Source organism: Kitasatospora sp. NPDC048715, assembly GCF_043198905.1.
GTDB lineage: Bacteria > Actinomycetota > Actinomycetes > Streptomycetales > Streptomycetaceae > Kitasatospora > Kitasatospora lactacystinica.
The window spans coordinates 162,752-185,992 of sequence record NZ_JBICVH010000001.1 but is presented as its reverse complement, the minus strand read 5'-3'; the positions used below and the strand labels follow the sequence as shown (position 1 = coordinate 185,992).

General features: G+C 72.9%; 21 protein-coding genes. 14 read left to right on the top strand and 7 right to left on the bottom strand.

What is annotated here, in order from left to right; genetic code table 11:
- Positions 1 to 207: 207 nt before the first annotated feature.
- The 5 genes from dnaK (at position 208) to ACGFSC_RS00875 (ending at position 5,684) form a co-directional block, all read left to right on the top strand.
- Complete coding sequence (gene dnaK, locus ACGFSC_RS00895; protein WP_359897741.1) at positions 208 to 2,049, top strand: molecular chaperone DnaK; 1,842 nt, start codon at positions 208 to 210, stop codon at positions 2,047 to 2,049.
- Positions 2,046 to 2,666 (top strand): nucleotide exchange factor GrpE, encoded by a 621-nt coding sequence (gene grpE / locus ACGFSC_RS00890; RefSeq protein WP_359897740.1) that lies wholly within the window; start codon positions 2,046 to 2,048, stop codon positions 2,664 to 2,666. The genes dnaK and grpE overlap by 4 nt, the downstream gene beginning before the upstream one ends.
- A 146-nt stretch (positions 2,667 to 2,812) precedes the next feature.
- Positions 2,813 to 3,979: a molecular chaperone DnaJ gene (gene dnaJ / locus ACGFSC_RS00885; protein ID WP_359897739.1), complete on the top strand. Its 1,167-nt coding sequence runs from the start codon at positions 2,813 to 2,815 to the stop codon at positions 3,977 to 3,979.
- Between the two features lie 7 nt (positions 3,980 to 3,986).
- Positions 3,987 to 4,517 carry a heat shock protein transcriptional repressor HspR gene (locus tag ACGFSC_RS00880; RefSeq protein WP_359897738.1) on the top strand — a complete coding sequence of 177 codons (531 nt, stop codon included), beginning with the start codon at positions 3,987 to 3,989 and terminating at the stop codon, positions 4,515 to 4,517.
- Between the two features lie 177 nt (positions 4,518 to 4,694).
- Positions 4,695 to 5,684: a helix-turn-helix domain-containing protein gene (locus ACGFSC_RS00875; RefSeq protein WP_359897737.1), complete on the top strand. Its 990-nt coding sequence runs from the start codon at positions 4,695 to 4,697 to the stop codon at positions 5,682 to 5,684.
- Positions 5,685 to 5,769: 85 nt separating this feature from the next.
- On the opposite strand, the gene ACGFSC_RS00870 is transcribed toward ACGFSC_RS00875, so the two are convergent.
- The gene (locus ACGFSC_RS00870) at positions 5,770 to 5,955 is read right to left on the bottom strand and encodes a hypothetical protein (RefSeq protein WP_359897736.1); all 186 of its coding nucleotides are present in this window, start codon (positions 5,953 to 5,955) and stop codon (positions 5,770 to 5,772) included.
- Positions 5,956 to 6,262: 307 nt separating this feature from the next.
- Here ACGFSC_RS00870 and ACGFSC_RS00865 point away from each other — a divergent pair, with 307 nt between their 5' ends.
- A complete protein-coding gene (locus ACGFSC_RS00865) occupies positions 6,263 to 6,880 on the top strand; it encodes a hypothetical protein (RefSeq protein WP_143204511.1) in 618 nt (205 codons plus the stop codon).
- 83 nt (positions 6,881 to 6,963) lie between these two features.
- Here ACGFSC_RS00865 and ACGFSC_RS00860 read toward each other — a convergent pair whose 3' ends face one another.
- From ACGFSC_RS00860 to ACGFSC_RS00845, 4 genes are all read right to left on the bottom strand, one after another.
- The gene (locus ACGFSC_RS00860; RefSeq protein ID WP_359897735.1) at positions 6,964 to 7,545 is read right to left on the bottom strand and encodes a hypothetical protein; all 582 of its coding nucleotides are present in this window, start codon (positions 7,543 to 7,545) and stop codon (positions 6,964 to 6,966) included.
- Complete coding sequence (locus ACGFSC_RS00855) at positions 7,538 to 8,545, bottom strand: LuxR C-terminal-related transcriptional regulator (RefSeq protein WP_359897734.1); 1,008 nt, start codon at positions 8,543 to 8,545, stop codon at positions 7,538 to 7,540. The genes ACGFSC_RS00860 and ACGFSC_RS00855 overlap by 8 nt, the downstream gene beginning before the upstream one ends.
- Positions 8,535 to 9,485 (bottom strand): LuxR C-terminal-related transcriptional regulator, encoded by a 951-nt coding sequence (locus tag ACGFSC_RS00850; RefSeq protein WP_359897733.1) that lies wholly within the window; start codon positions 9,483 to 9,485, stop codon positions 8,535 to 8,537. Before ACGFSC_RS00850 ends, ACGFSC_RS00855 begins: the two co-directional genes overlap by 11 nt.
- Before the next feature lie 688 nt (positions 9,486 to 10,173).
- Complete coding sequence (locus tag ACGFSC_RS00845; protein WP_359897732.1) at positions 10,174 to 11,283, bottom strand: TDT family transporter; 1,110 nt, start codon at positions 11,281 to 11,283, stop codon at positions 10,174 to 10,176.
- A gap of 71 nt (positions 11,284 to 11,354) precedes the next feature.
- Between ACGFSC_RS00845 and ACGFSC_RS00840 the strand changes: the two genes are divergently transcribed.
- Together ACGFSC_RS00840 and clpB are read left to right on the top strand one after the other, a co-directional pair.
- Positions 11,355 to 12,281: a LysR family transcriptional regulator gene (locus tag ACGFSC_RS00840; RefSeq protein ID WP_359897731.1), complete on the top strand. Its 927-nt coding sequence runs from the start codon at positions 11,355 to 11,357 to the stop codon at positions 12,279 to 12,281.
- 98 nt (positions 12,282 to 12,379) lie between these two features.
- A complete protein-coding gene (clpB, locus tag ACGFSC_RS00835; protein ID WP_359897730.1) occupies positions 12,380 to 14,986 on the top strand; it encodes an ATP-dependent chaperone ClpB in 2,607 nt (868 codons plus the stop codon).
- A gap of 141 nt (positions 14,987 to 15,127) precedes the next feature.
- Here clpB and ACGFSC_RS00830 read toward each other — a convergent pair whose 3' ends face one another.
- On the bottom strand, positions 15,128 to 15,412 hold the full coding sequence (locus ACGFSC_RS00830; protein ID WP_359897729.1) for a helix-turn-helix transcriptional regulator: 285 nt from the start codon (positions 15,410 to 15,412) through the stop codon (positions 15,128 to 15,130).
- A gap of 404 nt (positions 15,413 to 15,816) precedes the next feature.
- Between ACGFSC_RS00830 and ACGFSC_RS00825 the strand changes: the two genes are divergently transcribed.
- The 6 genes from ACGFSC_RS00825 (at position 15,817) to pyrE (ending at position 22,185) form a co-directional block, all read left to right on the top strand.
- The gene (locus tag ACGFSC_RS00825) at positions 15,817 to 16,374 is read left to right on the top strand and encodes a YbjN domain-containing protein (protein ID WP_359897728.1); all 558 of its coding nucleotides are present in this window, start codon (positions 15,817 to 15,819) and stop codon (positions 16,372 to 16,374) included.
- Between the two features lie 121 nt (positions 16,375 to 16,495).
- Entirely contained in the window at positions 16,496 to 17,527 is a 1,032-nt protein-coding gene (locus ACGFSC_RS00820; RefSeq protein ID WP_359897727.1) for an aminotransferase class I/II-fold pyridoxal phosphate-dependent enzyme, read from the top strand.
- Positions 17,528 to 18,028: 501 nt separating this feature from the next.
- Positions 18,029 to 18,568: a DUF2617 family protein gene (locus ACGFSC_RS00815; protein ID WP_359897726.1), complete on the top strand. Its 540-nt coding sequence runs from the start codon at positions 18,029 to 18,031 to the stop codon at positions 18,566 to 18,568.
- A 193-nt stretch (positions 18,569 to 18,761) separates the two neighbouring features.
- Positions 18,762 to 20,369, top strand: a complete 1,608-nt coding sequence (locus ACGFSC_RS00810; protein WP_380630647.1) for a polyamine aminopropyltransferase — start codon at positions 18,762 to 18,764, stop codon at positions 20,367 to 20,369.
- Positions 20,370 to 20,566: 197 nt separating this feature from the next.
- Complete coding sequence (locus tag ACGFSC_RS00805) at positions 20,567 to 21,604, top strand: hypothetical protein (protein WP_359897724.1); 1,038 nt, start codon at positions 20,567 to 20,569, stop codon at positions 21,602 to 21,604.
- Between the two features lie 44 nt (positions 21,605 to 21,648).
- The gene (pyrE, locus tag ACGFSC_RS00800; RefSeq protein WP_359897723.1) at positions 21,649 to 22,185 is read left to right on the top strand and encodes an orotate phosphoribosyltransferase; all 537 of its coding nucleotides are present in this window, start codon (positions 21,649 to 21,651) and stop codon (positions 22,183 to 22,185) included.
- A gap of 87 nt (positions 22,186 to 22,272) precedes the next feature.
- Here the strand turns inward: pyrE and ACGFSC_RS00795 are convergent, their stop codons facing one another.
- Positions 22,273 to 22,995: a VTT domain-containing protein gene (locus ACGFSC_RS00795; protein WP_359897722.1), complete on the bottom strand. Its 723-nt coding sequence runs from the start codon at positions 22,993 to 22,995 to the stop codon at positions 22,273 to 22,275.
- Positions 22,996 to 23,241: the final 246 nt, after the last annotated feature.

Genomic DNA, 23,241 nt, shown 5'->3' with positions numbered 1-23,241 from the left:
GACAACGGTTCTCCAGAAGATTCCCAAGCTATGGCGGCAGTCACGTGGGCGCACCCCCGCCACGGCGCGGCGGGGCACTCCGGCGGCGGGCGCCCACCGATCCGCTCAGCAAAGTTGAGCGAGCCGCACTCATACCTGTTGACGCCGCCCACCGAGTCATGCATCCTTGAGCCCGTAAAGCTCAACTCTTCCGTGGAGGTATCTACGATGGCACGCGCGGTCGGCATCGACCTCGGTACGACGAACTCGGTCGTCAGCGTTCTGGAGGGTGGCGAGCCCACCGTCATCACGAACGCCGAGGGTGCGCGGACCACGCCGTCCGTCGTCGCCTTCGCCAAGAACGGCGAGGTTCTGGTCGGCGAGGTGGCCAAGCGCCAGGCGGTCACCAACGTCGACCGCACCATCCGCTCGGTCAAGCGCCACATGGGCACCGGGTGGAAGATCAACATCGATGGCAAGGACTTCAACCCCCAGCAGATCTCGGCCTTCGTGCTGCAGAAGCTGAAGCGGGACGCCGAGGCGTACCTGGGCGAGACCGTCACCGACGCCGTCATCACCGTCCCGGCGTACTTCAACGACTCCGAGCGCCAGGCCACCAAGGAGGCCGGTGAGATCGCGGGCCTCAACGTCCTGCGCATCGTCAACGAGCCGACCGCGGCCGCCCTCGCGTACGGCCTGGACAAGGACGACCAGACCATCCTGGTCTTCGACCTCGGCGGCGGCACCTTCGACGTCTCCCTGCTGGAGATCGGCGACGGGGTCGTCGAGGTGAAGGCCACCAACGGTGACAACCACCTCGGTGGTGACGACTGGGACCAGCGCGTCGTCGACCACCTGGTCAAGGTCTTCCAGGCCGGCCACGGCGTCGACCTGTCCAAGGACAAGATGGCCCTGCAGCGTCTGCGCGAGGCCTCCGAGAAGGCGAAGATCGAGCTGTCCTCGTCCTCCGAGACCTCGATCAACCTGCCGTACATCACGGCCTCCGCCGAGGGCCCGCTGCACCTGGACGAGAAGCTCACCCGCGCCCAGTTCCAGCAGCTGACCGCGGACCTGCTGGAGCGCTGCAAGGTCCCGTTCCACAACGTCATCAAGGACGCCGGCATCTCGCTCTCCGAGATCGACCACGTCGTCCTCGTCGGCGGCTCGACCCGCATGCCGGCCGTCGCCGAACTCGTCAAGGAGCTGACCGGCGGCCAGGACGCCAACAAGGGCGTCAACCCGGACGAGGTCGTCGCCATCGGCGCCGCGCTCCAGGCCGGTGTCCTCAAGGGCGAGGTCAAGGACGTCCTGCTGCTCGACGTCACCCCGCTGTCCCTCGGCATCGAGACCAAGGGCGGCATCATGACCAAGCTGATCGAGCGCAACACCACGATCCCGACCAAGCGCTCCGAGATCTTCACCACGGCCGAGGACAACCAGCCGTCCGTGCAGATCCAGGTCTACCAGGGCGAGCGCGAGATCGCCGCGTACAACAAGAAGCTCGGCATGTTCGAGCTGACCGGCCTGCCGCCGGCGCCGCGCGGCCTGCCGCAGATCGAGGTCACCTTCGACATCGACGCCAACGGCATCATGCACGTCGGTGCCAAGGACCTCGGCACCGGCAAGGAGCAGAAGATGACCGTCACCGGCGGCTCCTCGCTGCCGAAGGACGAGGTCGACCGCATGCGCCGCGAGGCCGAGCAGTACGCCGAGGACGACCACAAGCGCCGCGAGGCCGTGGAGACCCGCAACTCCGCCGAGCAGCTCGTCTACTCGACCGAGAAGTTCATCGCCGACAACGCCGACAAGCTGCCGGGCGACGTCAAGACCGAGGTCGAGACCGCCATCGGCGAGCTCAAGGAGGCCCTGAAGGGCGAGGACATCGCGAAGATCCGCGAGGCCTCGGAGAAGGTCTCCACCACCGCGCAGAAGCTCGGCCAGGCGCTGTACGCCAACGCCGACGCCGCTGCTGGTGCCGCCCCCTCCGGTGACTCCGCCCAGGCCAAGGACGACGACGTCGTCGACGCCGAGATCGTGGACGACGAGAAGCCCAAGGGCGGTGCGGCATGACGGACAAGCCGCAGGGCGGTAAGCCCGGCGACGACTCCGCCGCCGAAGAGGCCGTGATCAAGGCTGCCGAGGAGGCCGCCGCGGCCGGTACCGGGGAATCCGGTTCGGACGACCTCGCCACCGCCAAGCGCGAGCTCGCCGAGCGCACCGGTGACCTCCAGCGCCTCCAGGCCGAGTACCAGAACTACCGCAAGCGCGTCGAGCGCGACCGGCTGACCGTCCGCGAGATCGCCGTCTCCAACATCCTGGAGTCGCTGATCCCGGTCCTGGACGACATCGGCCGCGCCCGCGAGCACGGCGAGGTCACGGGCGGCTTCAAGTCCGTCGCCGAGTCGCTGGAGACGGTCGTCGCCAAGCTGGGCCTGCAGCAGTTCGGCAAGGAGGGCGAGCCCTTCGACCCGACCATGCACGAGGCGCTGATGCACAGCTACTCCTCGGACGTCACCGAGGACACCTGCGTGCAGATCCTCCAGCCCGGCTACCGCATCGGCGAGCGGATCATCCGCCCGGCGATGGTGGCCGTCGCGGAGCCCCAGCCCGGCAGCCAGGCGTCCTCCCCGGACGCCGAGCCGAAGTCCGCCGACGCGGACAAGTCCGACGGTGGCTCGGACAGCTGACAACCTGTGACAGCTGACAACCAGTGCGCTGCGGAGTCGTACGCCGGCCAGTACGGCGGCCGGCTCCGCAGCGCTCTGTCAGCAGCCGTTTGCTCACCGGCTGTTGACAGCACAGTGACGATGGACATCGGGAGGTGGCGGAAGCCATGAGTGGCAAGGACTTTGTCGAGAAGGACTACTACAAGGTCCTCGGCGTGCCCAAGGACGCCACCGCCACCGAGATCAAGAAGACCTACCGCAAGCTCGCGCGCGAGTTCCACCCCGACGCCAACAAGGGTGACTCCAAGGCCGAGGAGCGGTTCAAGGACATCTCCGAGGCGTACGACGTCCTCTCCGACGAGAAGCGCCGCAAGGAGTACGACGAGGCCCGCAGCCTCTTCGCCAACGGCGGCTTCCGGGCCGGCGGCGCCCCCGGCGGCAACGGCAGCTACAGCTTCGACTTCGGCGACCTCTTCAGCGGCAGCCAGGGCGGCGCCGGCCAGGCCGGCGGCGGCCTCGGCGACGTGTTCGGCGGCCTCTTCAACCGCGGCGGCACCCGGCAGGCCCAGCCCCGGCGCGGCGCCGACGTCGAGACCGAGGTGACGCTCTCCTTCGAGGAGGCGGTGGACGGCGCGACCGTCCCGCTGCGGATGACCAGCCAGGCCCCCTGCCGGGGCTGCAACGGCACCGGCGCCAAGTCCGGCACCACCCCGCGGGTCTGTCCGACCTGCGTCGGCGCGGGCACCGTCAGCCGCGGCCAGGGCGCCTTCGCCCTCTCCGAGCCGTGCAAGGACTGCCGCGGCCGGGGCATGATCGTCGACGACCCGTGCCCCGACTGCCACGGCAGCGGCCGGGCCAGCTCGGCCCGCACCATGCAGGTCCGGATCCCGGCCGGCGTCCAGGCCGACCAGCGCATCCGGCTCAAGGGCAAGGGCGCCCAGGGCGAGCGCGGCGGGCAGCCCGGCGACCTCTACGTGACCGTGCACGTCGACTCCCACCCGGTCTTCGGCCGCAAGGGCGACAACCTCACCGTCACCGTCCCGGTGGCCTTCCCCGAAGCCGCGCTCGGCGCCACCATCGAGGTGCCCACGCTGAACGGCCCGACCGTGAAGCTCAAGCTGCCCCCGGGCAGCGCCAACGGCCTCACCATGCGCGCCCGCGGCAAGGGCGCCACCCGCAAGGACGGCACCCGCGGCGACCTCCTCGTCACCGTCGAGGTCGTGGTGCCCCAGCACGTCACCGGCGACGCGCTGAACGCCCTTGAGCAGTACCGCGAGGCCACCGCCTCCGACGATCCGCGCGCCGCCCTGTTCCGGGCGGCGAAGGGAGCGTGACGACCAGATGTCCCCGATGAACCCGATCGACCCCGACACCCCGATCGGCCCCGGCCTCGGCGAGGGCCTGCCCGGCGCCGGCCCCCGCCGCACCCGCCGCGCCGCCGCGGCCCCGCCGACGTACGTCCTCACCGAGGACACCCCGGTGTACGTCATCTCCGTGGCCGCCGAACTGTCCGGTCTGCACCCGCAGACCCTGCGTCAGTACGACCGCCTCGGACTGGTCTGCCCCGACCGCACCGCCGGCCGCGGCCGCCGCTACTCCGCCCGCGACATCCAGCAGTTGCGCGAGGTCCAGCGGCTCTCCCAGGACGAGGGCATCAACCTGGCGGGCATCAAGCGGATCATCGAGCTGGAGAACCAGGTCACCGCCCTGCGGTCCCGGGTCGCGGAACTGGTCGACTCCCTGGAGGGCGCCGCCACCGCCCTCCAGCAGCGCGAGGCCGCCGTCCACGCGTCCTACCGGCGCGACCTCGTCCCGTACCAGCCCCCCACCCCGCAGTCCAGCGCCCTCGTCGTCTGGCGCCCCAAGCGCTGACCGAAGCACCCACCGGCCGCCGGCCCCTCCTCTCGGGGGGTGCCGGCGGCTGCCGTGCGGTGAGAGAGTGCGGTCGTATTCCCTCTCCGGGGGACTCACCAGATCTGGCATGCTAAAACTCGTTCAGCACCAGCGCTGATGGGACGCAGGTAGCACGGTAACGGCAAGGAGTCGCGAATGAGTGGACGAGAGCAGCCCCTTGCCGCCGGCTTGACCATCCTCTCGCCAGAAGCACGAGAGCTATATCTCGCCGTCATCCGAGGAGACGGCAAACTGCCGTTGGACTCCGACCTCGACCAGGATGATCCCGCGCGGGGCGAGCTGGTGAGGATCGGCCTTCTCATACCCGACAGTGATGATCCGAATGTTTTCGTGGCCGCCGACCCCGCGCAGCTCTCGACAAGCCTCAGCCATTCGTGGCAACGTCAGGCACTGGAACTCCTGTCACGCGCCGTATCGCTCCCCTCCGAACTGCAGGATCTGGCCCGGGAATTCCACACCCCGAAGCGGTCCGGAGGGTCCATAGAGCATGTTCGGGGGAAGGCGCTCATTCGGCAGCGGCTGGAGCAGTTCAGGGGTTCCGGATTCGAGGAGGCCCTGGCGCTCCAACCTGGCGGCCCCCGGCAGCCGGATCTTCTCGCCGGAATGATCGCATACGATCTGGAGACGCTCCGCAGCGGGACGAAGATGCGGACGATCTACCACGCCAGCACCCGATACCACCAGCCGACCAGGGATTACGTCGCCACACTCGCCCAAGCCGGCGGCCAGTACCGCACGCTTGACGAGCCCTATACGCGGCTCATAGTGATGGATCGGCGCGTGGCAGTGATCCCGATCGACGATGACATGAGCCTCGCGGCCTTCATCTACGACCCTGCCGTCGTCGACTATCTTGCCAATGAGGTCTTCGAGCAGTACTGGAGCCGGGCCCTGGAATTCGAGGGCGACCGCACGGTGCCGCAGCAGGTCGTGTCACGCCTGCGCCAGACGATCATTGACCAGATGCTCGAAGGAACCAATCACCGAGTTATCGCACGACGCCTTGGAATTAGCGAGCGGACACTGGCCAGACATATAGCCGAAATGCGAGACGACTACAAGGTCGACTCGCTATTCCAACTCGGATATGTCCTCGGCCGAAAGGCGCAGGAGACTTCCGACTGACTCGCCCAGCCGGCTTCAGGCGGGTCCGTCAATACTCTGGCACGCGGCCGTGCGATTACCCGGCCGTGCAGTCACCCGGCCGTACTCACTGCCAGGAGATGTCGTCTGCGACGCTCACGGAGGCATTGACGGCAATCGCGTCGTGCGAGTCGGCAGCGCTCACGAGAGAGCCGGCACCGAGCACGGCGGCGACGGCAACCAATGAAAGCACAACCACGCGGACAAATTGGTGCATATCAGTCACGCCCTCACTTTTCTGGAGAATCGCCACTAGAAGCGTCAAGCAGGATAACGGTCCACATGGTGCCACGCCAGGGGGAGGCTGTCACCTGCTTCCGCATGCGGGGGTGTGCGTCATCTCTCTGCCAGTCATCCAGATGACACAGGCCAACCCTGGACGCGACACGGAGATGCGATGGACGATCAGTTCGCCCTCAATGGTCTCGGCAGGGCGCCACACCTTGCCAATGTACCGTCAAATACTAAACCGTTCAGCAGCGGCATCAGTCCACCGAGCAGACCACATCCAACGCATCGCCGACACTCACTCCCCCGGTCGGCCTTTCCCCGGAGTCGACATGACCGAGCCCTACCTGCGTCACCACGACAGCCAGGCCCCTGAGGGTCGGCGTGCACGTGTGTTCCTGGCCGCCCCGCTGATGCGACTGACCGGGCCGGCCGACAGCGTGGTGACCCTCGCCAGCCGGACGCGGCTGACGACGCTCCGCACCACCCTCCTGCGCAGCGGTGCCGCCGTGTACAGCGCGCACCACAGCGACGCCTGGACCATCTCCGGCCGCGCGCCGGAGCCCCGCGTCCCCTCCGACTTCCGCGCCCTCCAGTCCGCCGACCTCGTGTTCGCCTACGTCGGTGCCCCCCTCTCGGCCGGCGTGAGCCTGGAGCTCGGCTGGGCGTCGGCGCTGCGCAAGCCGATCGTCCTCCTGGTCGACGAGGCCATCACCCACAACCCGCTGATCGCCACCATCGAGCAGGTCGCCCCCGTCCTGCCGCTGGTCTTCGACGACACCTGGTCGCAGGAGGCCCTCAACCACACGGTCGAGACCGCGCTCGACTGGGCGGGCATGGCGCTCTCCCTGCGCGAGGGCTTCTGGACCGCCCCCGGCGAGCAGTTCAACGTCCCCCGGCAGCAGCCCGCCGTCCCCGGCTACTGGCCGACCGGCGCCGCCACCGGCTGAGCGGCGGCTACCCACCGGACTCCCCCGTCCGGGACCCCCGCAGCAGCCGGCCCGACCGGAACAGCGCCTCCGCGTCGCACAGCTCACGCAGCCGGGCGACATGACCGGCCACCGCGCGCTCGCTCAGCCCCATCCGGCCGGCGCTCGCCCGCTGCGTGAGGCCGCGGGCGAGCAGCCTTCCGACCCGCGTCGACCGCCGGGCGAACCCGGCGGTGGGCGCGTCGGAACAGGCCGCCGGGTCGGGCACCGAGCGCCTCGTGCGGGTGGTCCGGGTAGTCCTTGACCAACTGCGAGACCAGGTGCCGGATCTCGGCCGTGCCCCTCAGCCGGCGGACGCCTCCACCCGGCTCGCTCCGCCGCGGCGCCGCGCCATGGGCCCGGGTGCGTTCGCGCAGCTGCCCGGGGATCCGGCCGGCCTCGGCCAACAGGCGGGTACCGGTCCTCCGGAGGTCGCCCCCGATCCGCTCGCCGACCGCCCGGGGATCCACCGCGCTGTCCGAGCCGTCCACCAACTGCGGTACCGGCAGCCCGAGTTCCACCAACCGTAGGAGCGCCGACCCGTCCTCCCCGCCGACTTCGGCCGACCGCACCCGGCCGCCCTCGCGCAGGACGGCGAGGTGGAGGGCCCGGGCGGCGGCGAGCGGAGTGGCGGGCGTGTCAGTCATGGTGCTCGCCCCGCAGCCGCCAGCCGAGGTGGAAGAGGGTGTGGGCGCCGTAGCGGTCGCGCAGCCGGGAGATGTGGGCGGCGACGGTGCGTTCGCTGACGCCCAGCCGGGTGGCGACGGCCCGTTGGGTGAGGCCGCGGGCGAGCAGCCGGCCGATCCGCACGGTGGTGACGGACGGCGGGTCGAGGTGGCGTCCGGCGGGGGTGGCGCGGGCCCAGTCGCGTTCGAACTGGGCGGCGAGGTAGGCCACGGTGGTGGGGTCGGTGAGGAAGGCGGCCCGGCTGTGGTCCTCGGCGGCGGGGATGACGGCCACCGCGCGGTCGAAGACCAGCACCCGCTCGTAGGGCTCGGCGAGGACCCTCACCTGGGCGCCCTGCCCGGTGCGCAGGACGACCTGGCTCCGCACGGCGGCGTCGGCGAGGGTGACCGGCTGGTAGAGGGTGCGCAGCGAGCAGCCTCGGCGGAGCAGCGAGAGGTCCTGGGCGAGGGCCATCCGGAGGCCTTCGAGCGGCCGCGGGCCGGGCTGGGCGGCCAGGACCTCCTCCCGGCACTCCGAGACGAGTTCGCTGACCCGCCCGCGGACCTCGGCGGCGCCGACGACGGTGCCGCCGAGAGTGCCGCCGAGGGCGACGGCCGGGGAGCCCGTGGCCGGGGAGCCGGCCGAACCAACGGCCCGGGAACCGGCCGCCGGCTGCCCCCCGACCGGGCTGCGCGCCTCGTCGTAGGCGCGGGACAGCGGCCCGAGGGTGCCCGGGAGCCGCTCGGCGTGCCGCAGCAGGCGGACGGCGCGGGTGCGCAGTTCCAGGCCGATCCGGTCGCCGAGGGAGCGCGGGCTGGCGGCGGTCCAGCCGGTGGCGGTGGGGGTGAGCAGGCCGCGGGCGACGAGGGCGGCCAGGGTGGGCCGGTCGGCGGGGGCGAGGTCCTCGGGGAGCAGCCGGCCGCCGCCCCGGACGGCGGCGAGGTAGAGGGCCCGCTCGGCCGGGCCCGGCTCATCGGTCATCGCGGGCGCCCCGCATCAGCCAGCCGAGCTGGAAGAGGGTCTGCGCGCCGTAGCGGTCGCGCAGCCGGGAGATGTGGGCGGCGACGGTGCGTTCGCTCAGGCCCAGCCGGGTGGCGACGGCGCGCTGGGTGAGGCCGCGGGCGAGCAGCCTTCCGACCCGGTCGGGGATGGTGCGGGCGGATGCCTGGCCGAGGGCGGCGGCCTCGGCGGTGTCGGCGCGCGCCCAGTCGCGTTCGAAGGTGCCGACCAGGTAGGTGATGGTGGCCGGGTCGGTGATGAAGGCGGCGGTGCTGTTGTCGTCGTTGGCGGAGATCACGGCGACGGAGCGGTCGAAGACGATCAGCCGCTGGAAGGGCTCGTCGAGCACCCGGATGAGCGAGCCGTGCCGGATGACCTCCTCGGCGTAGGCGAGGGCGGGCGGGTCGGCGAGCGCGACCGGCTGGTAGATGGTGCGCAGCGAGCAGCCGCGCTGGAGCAGTTGGACGTCCTGGAGGAGGGCGACCTGGAGGGTGTCGGCGGGCCGGTGGCCGGGCTGGGCGGTGAGGACCTCGGAGCGGCAGTCGGAGACCAGTTGGGAGATCCGCTGGCGGATGTGGACGTGCCCCTCGACGTGGACGGCGCCGCCGGCCCGGTCGGTCGGGCGGGGCATCGCGTCGTAGGCCCGGGTGAGGCCGTCCAGGGCGCCCGGGAGGTTCTCCGCGCGGACCAGCAGCCGGGTGGCCTCGCTGCGCAGTTCGGCGCCGAGGCGGTCGCTGACCGAGCGCGGGCTGACCGCGGTGTAGCAGCGGTCCATCCGGTTGACCATCAACAGGCCGATGTCGATGAGTTGTTGGAGCGCTCCCCGGTCGACGTCGGCGACCTCGCCGGTGGGGACGCGGCCGCCCTCGGCGATGATGGCCAGGTAGAGCTGCCGGGCGGCCTCGTCGGGCTCCTCGCCCACGGGCCCGTGGTGCGGTGTGACCGCCGGTTCCGCCGTCACGTCGCACTCTCCCTGCCGGACGCCTCTCCCCTGGTCTGCCCGTGCTCCCCGCCGCACGAGCCGTGGCACCGGTGGGCCCGGCGGGCTCACGGTGCCGGTGGGCCGGTACGGCGTGATCATGGATCAGGCGGTCACGGTACCGGGTGGGACGGCGGACCCCGGGCCCGGGTGCCGTCGCACGCCGGGTCGTCCGGGGGCCGCCATCGGTACGCCAGTCAAGGCGCTCCCGTCGAGGCGGAGCAGCAACGCCTCGACGGGTCCGGTCCGGGGGCCATCACCACACATGGACCCCGGCCCGGCGCTCTTCCCCCCCGTTCCACCGGCGCGGGATGTCGCACCTGCGGTCAGCATCGAAGAGCGTGTCGCCACCATCGGGCTGCGGTGCCCGGACGACTTGGCGTGTCTCCACCCTCACAGCGTGACGGCCGGTGAACAAGTGCCGCCCGAGTGCATGTTCGCGCAATTGCAGCTACCTGCATCCGGCCGCGGGCGCGACGGTCCGGCCGGCGGGGTGGATTCCGGTGGAACCGGGGCGGGTCGGGGGCGTCGGCACCACCCGGCAGCACCGTTGTCCGGCCGTGCGCGTTCCTGCACCGGCCGCGCGCTCCTGAGCTGCGCGTTCACGCAGGCCCGGGGGTCCGGCGCCGCCTCAGCGGGCCAGCAGCCGGCCCCGTGCCAGCCCGGCGGCGGTGCCGCCCGCGGCGAGCACCCAGGCGAGCGCCAGCAGCAGGTACAGGCCGACGGCCAGGCCACTGAAGCCCCCGAAGCCGGTGTGCCGGGCGAGCGCGGAGGCTCCGGTGACGCAGGTGCCGACCGGGAAGGTGTACGCCCACCAGGTCATCGCGAACGGCATCCCGGCCCGCCGGGCCCGCAGGTTGGCGGTGAGCGCGACGGCCAGCCAGAGCATGGCGACGCCGATCACCGCCACGCCGTACAGCTCGGCGAGGTCGACCATGGCGGGCGCCAGCGCGGGCAGCACCGGGCGGGCGGCGTCGGCGAGCTGGTGGACCGCGGTGACGGACTGGCCGAGCGGGCCGAGCACCAGGAACAGCGAGGGGGTGAGCGCCAGGGCGGGCAGTTTGCTGTGGAGCAGCCCGGTGAACACCACCGGCAGCAGCACCAGGGTGGCCAGCAGGCCGATCCCGAACAGCGCCCAGCAGCCGTACAGCATGGCCTGCTGGGCCGTCCCGGCCGGCAGGTGGGGGACGAGCGCGGGGCCGCAGGCGGAGGCGACCAGCGGGGCGACCACGGGCAGCAGCCAGGTCGGGTTGGCCTCCAGGGCGGAGAGCCGGTGCCGGGTGATCATCAGGTACGGGATGCCGCCGGCCACGGCCAGCGCGTACAGGGTGCCGAGGCTCCACAGCACCGCGTCCAGGGCGACCGCCGGGCCGGTGCCGATGACCCGGGAGCCGAGCAGCAGGGTGCCCAGCCCGACCGCCAGCAGCGCCATCGGCGGGCAGCCGTAGAAGACCGCGGTGGCCGGGTTGTCCAGCAGCTGGGCGCGGGCCGCCTCGCGGTGCCGGGTCAGGTGGACCAGCCGGGCCCCGGCCAGCACCAGCAGGGCGGCCAGCGCGAACGCCCACATCACCTCGCCGAAGGCGGTCAGCCCGGGCGGCCGCACCGGCAGCACGGCGGCGCCGTTCGCCAGGATCGCGGTGCCCATCACGGCGGCGTACCAGTTGGGGCCGAGTTGGGCGAGGTCGGGCCGGCGGCGGACGGCGGGGCGGGCGAGGGGGCGGATACCGGCCAAAGTGGACATGTCCCCACCGTCGCCCGGAAGGCCGGGCGGCCGGTAGCGCCGGGGCTTCTATGGGGGCATAGCCTGAACCTATGGCCCTCTCCCCGCACGTCCCCGAACTCGGCGCCCTGGAACTGCTGCTCGCGGTGGCCCGGCTGGGCAGTGTCGGACGGGCGGCGGCCGAGCTGGGCGTCACCCAGCCGACCGCCAGCGCCCGGATCAAGGGCATGGAGCGGCAGGTCGGCGTCCCGCTGCTGGACCGCTCGCCCCGGGGCAGCCGGCCGACCGAGGCGGGCCGGCTGGTGGTCGAGTGGGCCCGGCAGGTGGTGGAGGCGGCGCAGGCGCTGGACGCCGGGATCGACGCGCTGCGCGAGCGGCGGGACGCCAAGCTGCGGGTGGTGGCCAGTCTGACCGTCGCCGAGTACCTGATGCCCGGCTGGCTGCTGGGCCTGGCCGAGGCCAGCCCGGGGACGGCGGTGACGCTGCGGACGGCGAACTCGGCGGAGGTCGCCGGGCACGTCCTGGACGGGGACGCCGACCTCGGCTTCGTCGAGGGCCCCACCACCCCGCCCGGGCTGGCCGGCGTGGTGGTGGCCGCCGACCGGCTGGTGGTCGTGGTGGCGCCCGGGCACCCGTGGGCGCGCCGCCGCGCCCCGCTGACCGGGGCCGAGCTGGCGGCCACCCCGCTGGCGCTGCGCGAGCCCGGCTCGGGCACCCGGGAGGTGCTGGAGATGGCCCTGCGGCCGTACGGGGGCGTGGCGCGGCCCCGGATGGAGCTGGCCTCGTCCACCGCGCTGAAGGCGGCGGCGATGACCGGGGCGGGGCCGGTCTGCCTGAGCGAGCTGGCGGTGACGGAGGAGCTGGCCACCCGGCGGCTGGTCGAGGTGCCGCTGGTGGCGGAGCTGGACCTGCGGCGGCCGCTGCGCGCGGTCTGGCCGGCCGGGCAGCGGCCGGGCGGGCCGGCCCGGGAGCTGCTGGGGCTGACCCGGCGGTCGGTCAAACGTTCACCGAGAAGTTGAGGCGGAAACCGGAAACGGAAAGTTGAGCGGAATAGACTCAACTTAGTGCATGCTGTACGCAGCAGTAGTGAAGGACGACGAGGGAGGACCCCCCAGCAGTGGACGCCAGCAAGTTCACCACCAAGACGCAGGAAGCCCTGTCCGCCGCCATCCGGCAGGCGGGCACGGCCGGCAACCCGGACGTCAGGCCGGTGCACATCCTGATCGCCCTGCTGGAGCAGCCCGAGGGCATCGCCCGGCCCCTGCTGGAGGCGGTCGGGGCCGACGTCGCCCGGGTCGACGCCGAGGCCCGCCGCCAGGCGGCCGCGCTGCCCAGCGCGATGGGCTCGACGGTCGCCGCGCCCCAGCTCGCCCGGGACACCGTCGCGGTGCTCACCGAGGCCGGCAGGCGCGCCAGCGACCTGGACGACCAGTACGTCTCCACCGAGCACCTGATGGTCGGCCTGGCCGCCGAGGGCGGCCAGGTGGCCGAGCTGCTGGCGCACCAGGGCGCCGCGCCGAAGGCGCTGCTCGCCGCGTTCAAGGACGTCCGCGGCAGCGGCCGGGTCACCTCACCGGACCCGGAGGGCACCTACAAGGCGCTGGAGAAGTACGGCACCGACCTCACCCAGGCCGCCCGGGACGGCAAGCTCGACCCGGTGATCGGCCGCGACCACGAGATCCGCCGGGTGGTCCAGGTGCTCTCCCGCCGGACGAAGAACAACCCGGTGCTGATCGGCGAGCCGGGCGTCGGCAAGACCGCCGTGGTCGAGGGCCTGGCCCAGCGCATCGTGGCCGGCGACGTGCCGGAGTCGCTGCGCGGCAAGCGGCTGGTCGCGCTGGACCTCAGCGCGATGGTCGCGGGCGCCAAGTTCCGCGGCGAGTTCGAGGAGCGGCTGAAGGCCGTCCTGAACGACATCAAGGCCTCCGACGGCCGGGTCGTCACCTTCATCGACGAGCTGCACACCATGGTCGGCGCGGGCGCCGGCGGCGACTCCGCGATGGACGCGGGCAACATGCTCAAGCCGATGCTGGCCCGCGGCGAGCTGCGGATGGTCGGCGCCACCACGCTGGACGAGTACCGCGAGCGGATCGAGAAGGACCCGGCCCTGGAGCGCCGCTTCCAGCAGGTGCTGGTCGGCGAGCCCAGCGTGGAGGACTCGATCGCCATCCTGCGCGGCCTCAAGGGCCGGTACGAGGCGCACCACAAGGTGCAGATCTCGGACGCCGCCCTGGTCGCCGCCGCCACCCTGTCCAACCGCTACATCACCTCCCGCTTCCTGCCCGACAAGGCGATCGACCTGGTCGACGAGGCGGCCTCCCGGCTGCGGATGGAGATCGACTCCTCCCCGGTCGAGATCGACGAACTCCAGCGCTCCGTGGACCGGTTGCGGATGGAGGAACTGGCCCTGGAGAAGGAGTCCGACCCGGCCTCGGTGGACCGGCTGGCCCGGCTGCGGCGCGACCTCGCCGACCGGAACGAGCAGTTGAGCGTGCTGACGGCGCGCTGGGAGCAGGAGAAGAAGAGCCTCAACCGGGTCGGCGAGCTCAAGGAGCGGCTGGACGACCTGCGCGGCGCGCTCGAACGCGCCCAGCGCGACGGGGACTTCGAGCGCGCGTCCAAGCTGATGTACGCCGAGATCCCGGCCGCCGAGACGGAGCTCACCGAGGCCCAGGAGCGCGCCGCGGACCAGGACACCTCGACCTCGATGGTCAAGGAGGAGGTCGGCCCGGACGACGTGGCCGACGTGGTCGCCTCCTGGACGGGCATCCCGGCCGGCCGGCTACTGGAGGGCGAGAGCGCCAAACTCCTGCGCATGGAAGAGGAGTTGGGCCGGCGCCTGATCGGCCAGCAGGAGGCCGTGCAGGCCGTCTCCGACGCGGTGCGGCGCACCCGCTCCGGCGTCGCCGACCCGGACCGCCCGACCGGCTCCTTCCTGTTCCTCGGCCCGACCGGTGTCGGCAAGACCGAACTCGCCAAGGCCCTGGCCGACTTCCTGTTCGACGACGAGCGGGCGATGGTCCGGATCGACATGAGCGAGTACGGCGAGAAGCACTCGGTCTCCCGTCTGGTCGGCGCCCCGCCCGGGTACGTCGGCTACGAGGAGGGCGGCCAGCTCACCGAGGCCGTCCGCCGCCGCCCGTACAGCGTGGTGCTGCTGGACGAGGTGGAGAAGGCGCACCCGGAGGTCTTCGACGTCCTGCTCCAGGTGCTGGACGACGGGCGGCTCACCGACGGGCAGGGCCGCACGGTGGACTTCCGCAACGCCATCCTGATCCTCACCTCCAACCTGGGCAGCCAGTACCTGGTGGACCCGGCCACCCCGGAGGAACGCAAGCGGGAGCTGGTGCTGGGCGCCGTCCGGTCCGCGTTCAAGCCGGAGTTCCTCAACCGGCTGGACGACATCGTGGTCTTCGAGCCGCTGGGCACCGGCGAGCTGAGCCGGATCGTCGACCTCCAGGTGGCCCGCCTGGGCGAGCGGCTGCGGGAGCGGCGGCTCACCCTGGAGGTCTCCGCGGCCGCCCGCGACTGGCTGGCGCTCACCGGCTACGACCCGGCGTACGGCGCCCGCCCGCTGCGCCGGCTGGTGCAGTCCGCGATCGGCGACCAGCTGGCCCGGGCGATCCTGTCCGGCGCGGTGCACGACGGGGACACCGTCCTGGTCGAGCAGGACGAGGCGGGCGACCGCCTGACCGTCCGCGGCCGGGGGCCGCTGGAGAAGTAGCACCGCCGGCGTCCGGCACCCGGGCCGCCCCTTCCGCTCCGGCGGCGGGGGCGGCCCGTTCCGCGCCCGCGGGCCGCACCGGGGCCGTCACCCGGCCGCCGGGGCCGCCGCCGTCACCGCGCCGCCGTCACCGCGCCGCCGTCACTCCGCCGCCGCCCGTCGCAGCAGCCGCCGCGTCCGGTCCCGCCGGCTGCGCGCCAGCCGGTGCAGCTCGGCCACCTGGACGTCCGGCAGGCTCCAGGCCTGGGTCAGCAGCCTGAGCGTGGACACCCGCGGACAGGACACCCCGCGTTCCAGGTCCCGGATCGACCGCACGCTCAGCCCGGTCGCCTCGCCCAGCTGCTCCTGCGTCATGCCCCGGTCCAGCCGGATGCTCCGCAGCAGCGCCCCGAGCGTCGCGCCGTCCCCCGTCGCCGCTCCACCCACTCCTGTTCCCCCCTCAATTCCGGACAGTCCACCTCAGGACAGCTCAACTCCCCCGGCCAGGCCGGGATTTGATCGATGCGAGTTCCGTCGCACGCTAACCGCATCCGACCGGGACGGCAGCCGAACCAGCGCGCCGGGCGCGTGACGTGGCTCACGCGCGCCCCTCCGCGGGCCCACACCCCACCGGGGTTCCCACCCCCGCCCCGGGCCCCGCACACCCTCGGTGACCGACACCCTTCCCACCGCCGCCGGAGCCGCCGGACGACGGCCGGAGGAACGCCCGACGAAGATCGACGCGCCCCTCGGCCGCCCCTGTGAGCGGAGCCCCGAATGAGGCAGGATGGGAGGTGGAAAGGGCGGCCTCTCATTGCCGGCCACCACGTGCACTGAGGAAGAGGACCCCCATGAGCATCGACCCGTCGTCCATCCCGTCCTTCGGCGTTCCCCAGGGCGGCCAGCCCGGCGGCCAGGGCGGGCGGCCGGCCGGCCCGCCGCCGATCGTCGTCCCGGACCAGGCCCTGGTCACCCAGCTGCTGGACCAGATGCAGCTCAAGCACGTCGTGGACGAGGAGGGCGACCTCACCGCCCCCTGGGAGGGCTTCCGCGTCTACTACATGTTCCGCGGCGAGCAGAAGGAGCTCTTCGCGGTGCGCGCCTTCTACGACCGCGCCTACCCGCTGGAGAAGAAGGGCGAGATCCTCGACCTGATCGACGAGTGGAACCGCGAGACCCTCTGGCCCAAGGTCTACACCCACACCCACGAGGACGGCGTGGTCCGCCTGATCGGCGAGGCCCAGATGATCGTCGGCACCGGCGTCAACCTGGACTACTTCGTCACCACCACCGCCAACTGGACCCAGGCCGCGGTCGGCTTCGAGCAGTGGATCGTCGAGCGCCTCGGCCTCCAGAACGAGATCGAGGGCGAGGACGGCGAGGGCACCGAGGGCACCGACGAGGCCTGATCCCGGTCCCGGTACTCCGGTCCGGCCCGCCACCGCCCTCCGCGCCGGTGGCGGGCCGTTCTTGTCCCCGGCCCCCGGCTGACCCAGGATGGCCCTGACGACGAGCCGTGAGGAGCCACCGATGGGTACCAGGCCGCTGCTGAACCGCCGACTGACCGGGATGGGCACGACGATCTTCGCCGAGATGTCGGCCCTGGCCACGGCCACCGGCTCGATCAACCTCGGCCAGGGATTCCCCGACACCGACGGGCCCGAGGAGGTCCGCGAGGCGGCCGTACGGGCCCTGCGCGACGGCCGGGGCAACCAGTACCCGCCCGGCCCCGGCATCCCCGAGCTGCGCACCGCGATCGCCCTCGAACCCTTCTACGACTCCTACGCCGCCTGCATCGCGATGGCCGGCGCCACCCGGGTGCCGCTCACCCTGCGGGCCCCGGCCTTCCGCCCCGACCTGGACGAGCTGCGCGCCCTGATCACCCCGCGCACCCGGCTGCTGCTGATCAACACCCCGCACAACCCCACCGGCACCGTCCTCACCGCCGAGGAGCTCTCCGCCGTCGCCGCGCTCGCCGTCGAGCACGACCTGCTGGTCGTCACCGACGAGGTCTACGAGCACCTGGTCTTCGGCGCCGTCCACCACCCCCTCGCGGCCCTGCCCGGCATGCGCGAACGCACCGTCACCATCTCCTCCGCCGGCAAGACCTTCTCCTTCACCGGCTGGAAGGTCGGCTGGGTCACCGCGAGCCCGGACCTGGTCGCGGCCGTGCGCACCGCGAAGCAGTACCTCACCTACGTCAGCGCCGGACCCTTCCAGTACGCCGTCGCCGAGGCCCTGCGGCTGCCCGACACGTACTTCGACACCCTCCGCGCCGACCTGCTGCGCAAGCGCGACCTGCTGCTCGGCGGCCTCACCGCGGCCGGCTTCCGGGCCTTCACCCCCGAGGGCACGTACTTCGTCACCACCGACATCACGCCGCTCGGCGAGAAGGACGGCATCGAATTCTGCCGTGCCCTGCCCGGCCGTTGCGGCGTCGTCGCCATCCCGAACGCGGTGTTCTACGACGACGTGGAGGCCGGCCGTAGCCTGGTCCGCTTCACTTTCTGCAAAAAGGACGAGGTCCTCCAGGAGGCCGTCACCCGCCTGCGGCGCCTGTGAGGGGCCGCACGCCCCCTTTCGCGCCCTTCGAACAGGGATGTCCGTGATCCGACACCAGTGCTGATGGATCATCAACTTCCTTGATCGGCTTGCTTGTTTGCCACCATTGCGGCAATCCTTCCGAGCATCCGGGCACTCTCCCGCCGCCCTCCACGCCCCGCGCCTGGAGGGCGGCGGTGTGTGATGCAGCCGGACAGCGCACACCCGGCGCGCACGGCGCACGATCCGGTGATAGGGGCGCGCGCTGTGCAGACTCGTACACGGGCTCGATCAGAGCCGGGAAGCAGGTGTGCTCGAAACGGTGAATGCTTGACAAAGTTGGGTAAATCACCGGCGGACCCGGCGTATTCGTGCTTCTCTGCTGCTGAATCTCCAGCCGGAATCCCTCCTTCCACGGTCGGCCGCGCCCAGGGCCGCACAGCCACGAACAGCCTCGCCATCGCCTAGGCCTACTCGCTGCTGCTCGGCGGGCGCGCACGGAGCTGAAACGCGGAGCCGAGCATGCTCACCACACTGCAGACCTCCTACACGGACACCCGGGCGGGTGACCTCGCCTGGTGCCTCGGCGGCGACCCGCTGCCCGCTCTCGCCGTCCGCGACCTGAGACTCGACGGGGGCGGCCGCCCGGGCACGCCCGGCACCCTCCAGCTGCGCCTGCTGGGCGCCTCCCACCAGGTGGTGATCGACGCGGGCCCCGGCCAGTGCCTGGAGACCGTCGCCTGCCTGCCCGGCCGCCGCACCCCGCTGCCGGCCCGGGTGGCCAAGCAGGTCGGCGGCTGGGAGTACGAGTTCGCGGCCCGGATCGAGGCGCTGCCGCCGCACGACTTCGCGGCCCGCGCGCAGGAGCTGCTGGCCCTCGTCGAGGGGCACCCGCGGGGCCTCGCCGGGGTCTTCCCGGGCGACCCGAGCGCCTTCACCGCACTGGTCACCCAGGGCGGCGCGGACCGGCTGCTCTGGCGCACCTGGCACGCCTACCCGCAGGAGGGGCAGCTGGTGTGCACCCGCTCCTCGCTGGTGGTGACCGGGGTGGCCGGGGCATGACCGCCGGAAGTCCGGACCGGACCACCGATCCGGCCGTAGGCCGCCCGGCCCAGGCCTACGAATCGTACGCAGGAACGGTTCGTCAATCCGACGTCGCCCACTGTCCGTCGGATGGGCGCATCCATCCGTCCCGCACGTCCCCTAGCGTTTGTTCGTGATCAACCATCCGACCGGTCCGCCCGCACGCCCGCGAGTGGACCTCGACGACGGCGCCCCACCCCGGCCCGGGCGAGGCCTCGCCCCGCTCCCGCCCGCCCGCCGTCGGTCCCGGCTGCGCTCCAGCCCCCGGCTCGCCCGCCTGACCGTCCTGCTGGCCGCGTTCGTCTGCGCGGCCTGCGGACTCGTCTACGAGCTCGAACTCGTGGCGCTCGGCGACTACCTGCTCGGGGACACGGTCACCCAAACCTCCGTCGTGCTCTCCGTCATGGTGTTCGCGATGGGCCTCGGCTCACTGCTCGCCAAACGGTTCACCAGCCGGCCCGCCACCGCCTTCGCCCTCGTCGAGTGCGCGCTCGCGCTCACCGGCGGACTCTCCGTCCTCGCGCTCTACTCCTGCTGGGCCTGGATCGGCCGCTACCAGGCCGCCATGGTCGGCCTCACCTGCCTGATCGGCGTCCTGATCGGCGCCGAGATCCCCCTGCTGATGACCCTCATCCAACGGATCCGGCGCGAGGACGCCGGACGCGCCGTCGCCGACCTGTTCGCCGCCGACTACGTGGGCGCGCTGATCGGCGGCCTCGCCTTCCCCTTCCTGATCCTGCCCGCCCTCGGACCGGGCGACGGCGCCCTGCTCACCGGCGCCGTCAACGCCGTCGCCGGGGCGGCCGTGGTGCTCTGGCTGTTCCGCGAGGAACCCGCCCCCCGGATCCGACGGCTGCTCTGGGGCGGCTGCCTGCTGGTCCTCGCCCTGCTCGCGACGGCCGCGGCCGGCTCCGACGCCGTCGAGCGCGCCGCCCGGCACGCCCTGTACGGCGACCAGGTCCGCTACGCCACCCGCAGCCGGTCCCAGGAGATCGTGCTCACCGGCCCCGCCGAGGGCCCCCTGCGGCTCTACCTGGACGGCCGGCTCGCGGTCTGCGGACCGGACGAGTACCGGAGCAGCGAGGGCCTGGTCCACCCCGCCATGGCGGCCGGCCCGGACGCCCGCGTCCTGCTGCTCGGCGGCGGCGACGGGCTCGCCCTGCGGGAGGTGCTGCGGCACCGGGGCGTGCGCACCGTCCGGCTGGTCGACGCCGACCCCGCCCTCCCCCGGCTCGCCCGCACCGACCCCGGGCTGGCCGCCCTCGGCGGCCGCTCGCTGGACGACCCCCGGGTCCGCACCACCGCGGCCGACCCGCTGGCCTGGCTGCGCGGCGCCGGCGCCCCCGGCGGGGACGGACCGTACGACGTGGTGCTCGCCGACCTCCCGGCACCGGCCGACGGCGGGCCGGTCAAGTTCCACTCCCAGGAGTTCTACGGCCTCGCCGCACGACTGCTCTCCCCCGGCGGCCGGATCGCCGTCCGCGCCGGGAACGACCTGGACGGCCTCTGGCAGATCGAGTCCGGTCTGCGGACGACGGGCCTGCAGACCGCCCCGTACGCCGTCCCGGGCAGCGCCACCGCCGCCTGCCGCCCCGGCCCGCCGGACGACCCCCAGAACTTCCTCCTCGCCGCCGCCGTCCGGCCCCCGCTCACCCTCGCCCCCGACGCCCCGTCGCCCCGCGCCCTCAGTCCCGACGCCCTCCACGCCACCACCGCCCGCCTCACCGCCCTCCGCCCGGCCCACCCCCCGGCGGCCCTCACCCTCCTCGGCCCCCGCTGAGGCCGCCCGGCCCCGCCGAGGCCACCCCGGGGAACCGTCTTCCCGGAAGCCCCGCCTCGCGCCCGTGGCGGGCCGGGGCGGGTGCCCGTGCGGGCGGCCGCGGCGATGGTGCGACGGCCAAGGGAACAGGTGGGGCGGGGAAAATCCGGTGGTGGTGGGTAGGGACCGGGCGCGGCCCAGTCGGTAGGCTCCGTGACATGGAGCATGAGGTTCTCGTCCCGTTGTCCGCCGAGCCGGTCCGGCAGGCCTTGCAGGATCCCGCGCTGCTGGCGCGGAGTGTGCCGGGGCTGAGCACCGAGCCGGCCGCGGTCGGCGCCGGTGCGGCCGAGGAGATCGGCGGCCGGCTGAAGCTGCGGATCGGCGGCTCCACGATCACGTACAAGGGCGTGCTGTCGCTGATCGGGGGCCGGGAGGGCGTGCTGACCGTGCTCGCCGAGGGCGAGGAGGCCCGGGGCACCGGTGAGGTGACCGCCACCGTCCGGGTCAGCGTCGCGGACGGCGCCGAGGACGGCACCGCGGTGATCCGCTTCACCGGCGACCTGAGCGCCACCGGCCGGCTGACCGAGTTCGACGAGGAGACCCTCGACGCCACCGGCCGCCGCCTGCTGGACCGGTTCGCCGCCGCGCTGGTCGCCCCGGAGGGCGAGCAGCCGCAGGACCAGGACCAGGACCAGGAGGAGGACGCCGAGCAGGGCGGGTCCGGGAACGCCGGGGCCGGGGCCGACGCCGGTGTGGTCTTCATCGAGGACCGCCAGGACCAGCCCGGCGACGACCTGGACGACGACCTCTCCGACCTGATCGCCTTCTCCGACGCCGACGCCGAGCGCTTCGGCCTGCCCACCGGCTCCGCCGACGACGAGGACGAGGACGAGGAGGACGACGTGGAGGACGGGGCCGCGGACGGCTCCGCCGAGCAGGACGGCGTCGCCGAGGAGCTCCCCGCCGAGCCGCTCTTCGCGTACGAGGAGGAGCCGGTGCTCAGCGGCCCGGTGCGCCGCAGCATCGTCGGCCGGTCCGCCGAGGAGGTGGACCACGCCCCGCCGCGCGGCCCGTACGCCCCGGCGCTGCCCGCCCGCAGCGCGCGGGCCCGGGCGGCGTCCCGCTGGGGCGGCGAGGCCGGCGGGATCGTGGTGCCGGGCACCGGCGGCCGCAGCGCGGTGCCGTGGGTGATCGGCGGCTCGGTGGCCCTGCTGGGTGGTGCCGTGGTGCTGGTCAGGGCGCTGCGCCGACGCTGAGCCCGGAGCGCCGCGGGAACCGTCAGGGCCTAGACTGAACGCTCATGAGCAACGACCGCGACGCCCTGCTGGCACAGATCAAGGACAAGGCCGTCGTGCACGGCAAGGTCACCCTCTCCTCCGGCAAGGAGGCCGACTACTACGTCGACCTGCGCCGGATCACGCTGGACGGCGTGGCCGCCCCGCTGGTCGGCCGGGTGATGCTGGACGCGACCTCGCACCTGGACTACGACGCCGTCGGCGGCCTGACCCTGGGTGCCGACCCGGTGGCCGCCTCGATGCTGCACGCCGCCGCCGCGCGCGGGCAGCAGCTGGACGCCTTCGTGGTCCGCAAGACGGGCAAGGCGCACGGCCTCCAGCGCCGGATCGAGGGCCCGGAGGTCAAGGGCCGCCGGGTGCTGGCCGTCGAGGACACCTCCACCACCGGCGGCTCGGTGCTGACCGCCGTGGAGGCGCTGCGCGAGGCGGGCGCCGAGGTGGTCGGCGTCGCGGTGATCGTGGAGCGCGGCGGCGCGGCCGCCGTGGAGGCCCAGGGCCTGGAGTACGTGACCGCCTACACCCTGGACGACCTGGGTCTCTGATCCCGTCCGGTACGACGAACGACCGAGGGCCGGTGCTGTTTCACGTGAAACAGCACCGGCCCTCGCCGTGTCCGGAGCGCCGGGAGCTCAGCCCCGCCGGTGCCGGCCGCCGCCGGCCTGGACCTGGCTCTCCTCGTCGACCTCGGCGCCGATGCCGGCCCGCTTCTTCTTCCGCTCGCGCATGATCTCGACCAGGATCGGCGAGATCGACAGCAGGACGATCAGCAGCACCGCCGGGATCAGGTACTTGTCGATCACCGGGGCGAGCGCGTCGCCGAAGAAGTAGCCGATCAGCAGCATGGACTCGGTCCACAGCACGCCGCCGATCACGTTCCAGAGGAAGAAGGTCCGGGCGGGCATCTCCAGGGTGCCGGCGACCGGGTTCAGGAAGGTGCGGATGATCGGCATGAAGCGGGCCAGCACCACGGCCTTGCCGGAGCCGAACTTGTTGAAGTACTCCTCCGCCTTCACCACGTAGTCGCGTCGGAAGATCTTCGAATCGGGCTTGTCGAACATCTTCGGCCCGACCTTGGCGCCGATCAGGTGCCCGAGCTGGGCGCCGGCGATCGCCGCGATCGGGCAGCCGATCAGCAGGACGGCGATCGGCAGCTTGGCACCGTCGCCGAGCACCGAGGAGGCCGCGTTCGAGGCGGCGACACCCGCGAGGATCAGCAGCGAGTCGCCCGGGAAGAAGAAGCCGACCAGCAGGCCGGTCTCCGCGAAGATGATCGCGATCAGCCCGATGGCGCCGAGGGACGAGATCAGGGATTTGGCGTCAAGCAGGTTGACGGCCAGCTGGTTGTAGTCCACGGGCGCAGGATAGCGGGCGCACCGTGCCGACCACGCGGGCGCACCGTGCCCACGACGCGGGCGCACCGTGCCGACGGCGCCCGGCGGGGGACGCCCCCCGGCCGCCCGCCGGAGCCGCCCGCGGCCGCCGTGCGCCCGTGCCGTGCGCCGTTCCGCATGGCGGGCTCCTGCTGACCCGCGGGCACGAGTCTGGGAAGATGGCACAGGCGTCCGGTCCGCGGTGGCACACCACCCTCATGGCCGTAC

Excerpts from the sequence above, each read along its gene's own strand:
- ACGFSC_RS00860 (WP_359897735.1), bottom strand. The coding sequence starts at position 7,545 with ATGACTGACACGCCCGCCACTCCGCTCGCCGCCGCCCGGGCCCTCCAC.
- ACGFSC_RS00805 (WP_359897724.1), top strand. The coding sequence starts at position 20,567 with ATGGAGCATGAGGTTCTCGTCCCGTTGTCCGCCGAGCCGGTCCGGCAG.
- ACGFSC_RS00855 (WP_359897734.1), bottom strand. The coding sequence starts at position 8,545 with ATGACCGATGAGCCGGGCCCGGCCGAGCGGGCCCTCTACCTCGCCGCC.
- pyrE (WP_359897723.1), top strand. The coding sequence starts at position 21,649 with ATGAGCAACGACCGCGACGCCCTGCTGGCACAGATCAAGGACAAGGCC.
- dnaK (WP_359897741.1), top strand. The coding sequence starts at position 208 with ATGGCACGCGCGGTCGGCATCGACCTCGGTACGACGAACTCGGTCGTC.
- ACGFSC_RS00815 (WP_359897726.1), top strand. The coding sequence starts at position 18,029 with ATGCTCACCACACTGCAGACCTCCTACACGGACACCCGGGCGGGTGAC.
- ACGFSC_RS00865 (WP_143204511.1), top strand. The coding sequence starts at position 6,263 with ATGACCGAGCCCTACCTGCGTCACCACGACAGCCAGGCCCCTGAGGGT.
- ACGFSC_RS00825 (WP_359897728.1), top strand. The coding sequence starts at position 15,817 with ATGAGCATCGACCCGTCGTCCATCCCGTCCTTCGGCGTTCCCCAGGGC.
- dnaJ (WP_359897739.1), top strand. The coding sequence starts at position 2,813 with ATGAGTGGCAAGGACTTTGTCGAGAAGGACTACTACAAGGTCCTCGGC.
- ACGFSC_RS00820 (WP_359897727.1), top strand. The coding sequence starts at position 16,496 with ATGGGTACCAGGCCGCTGCTGAACCGCCGACTGACCGGGATGGGCACG.
- ACGFSC_RS00840 (WP_359897731.1), top strand. The coding sequence starts at position 11,355 with ATGGCCCTCTCCCCGCACGTCCCCGAACTCGGCGCCCTGGAACTGCTG.
- ACGFSC_RS00875 (WP_359897737.1), top strand. The coding sequence starts at position 4,695 with ATGAGTGGACGAGAGCAGCCCCTTGCCGCCGGCTTGACCATCCTCTCG.
- ACGFSC_RS00845 (WP_359897732.1), bottom strand. The coding sequence starts at position 11,283 with ATGTCCACTTTGGCCGGTATCCGCCCCCTCGCCCGCCCCGCCGTCCGC.
- grpE (WP_359897740.1), top strand. The coding sequence starts at position 2,046 with ATGACGGACAAGCCGCAGGGCGGTAAGCCCGGCGACGACTCCGCCGCC.
- ACGFSC_RS00880 (WP_359897738.1), top strand. The coding sequence starts at position 3,987 with ATGTCCCCGATGAACCCGATCGACCCCGACACCCCGATCGGCCCCGGC.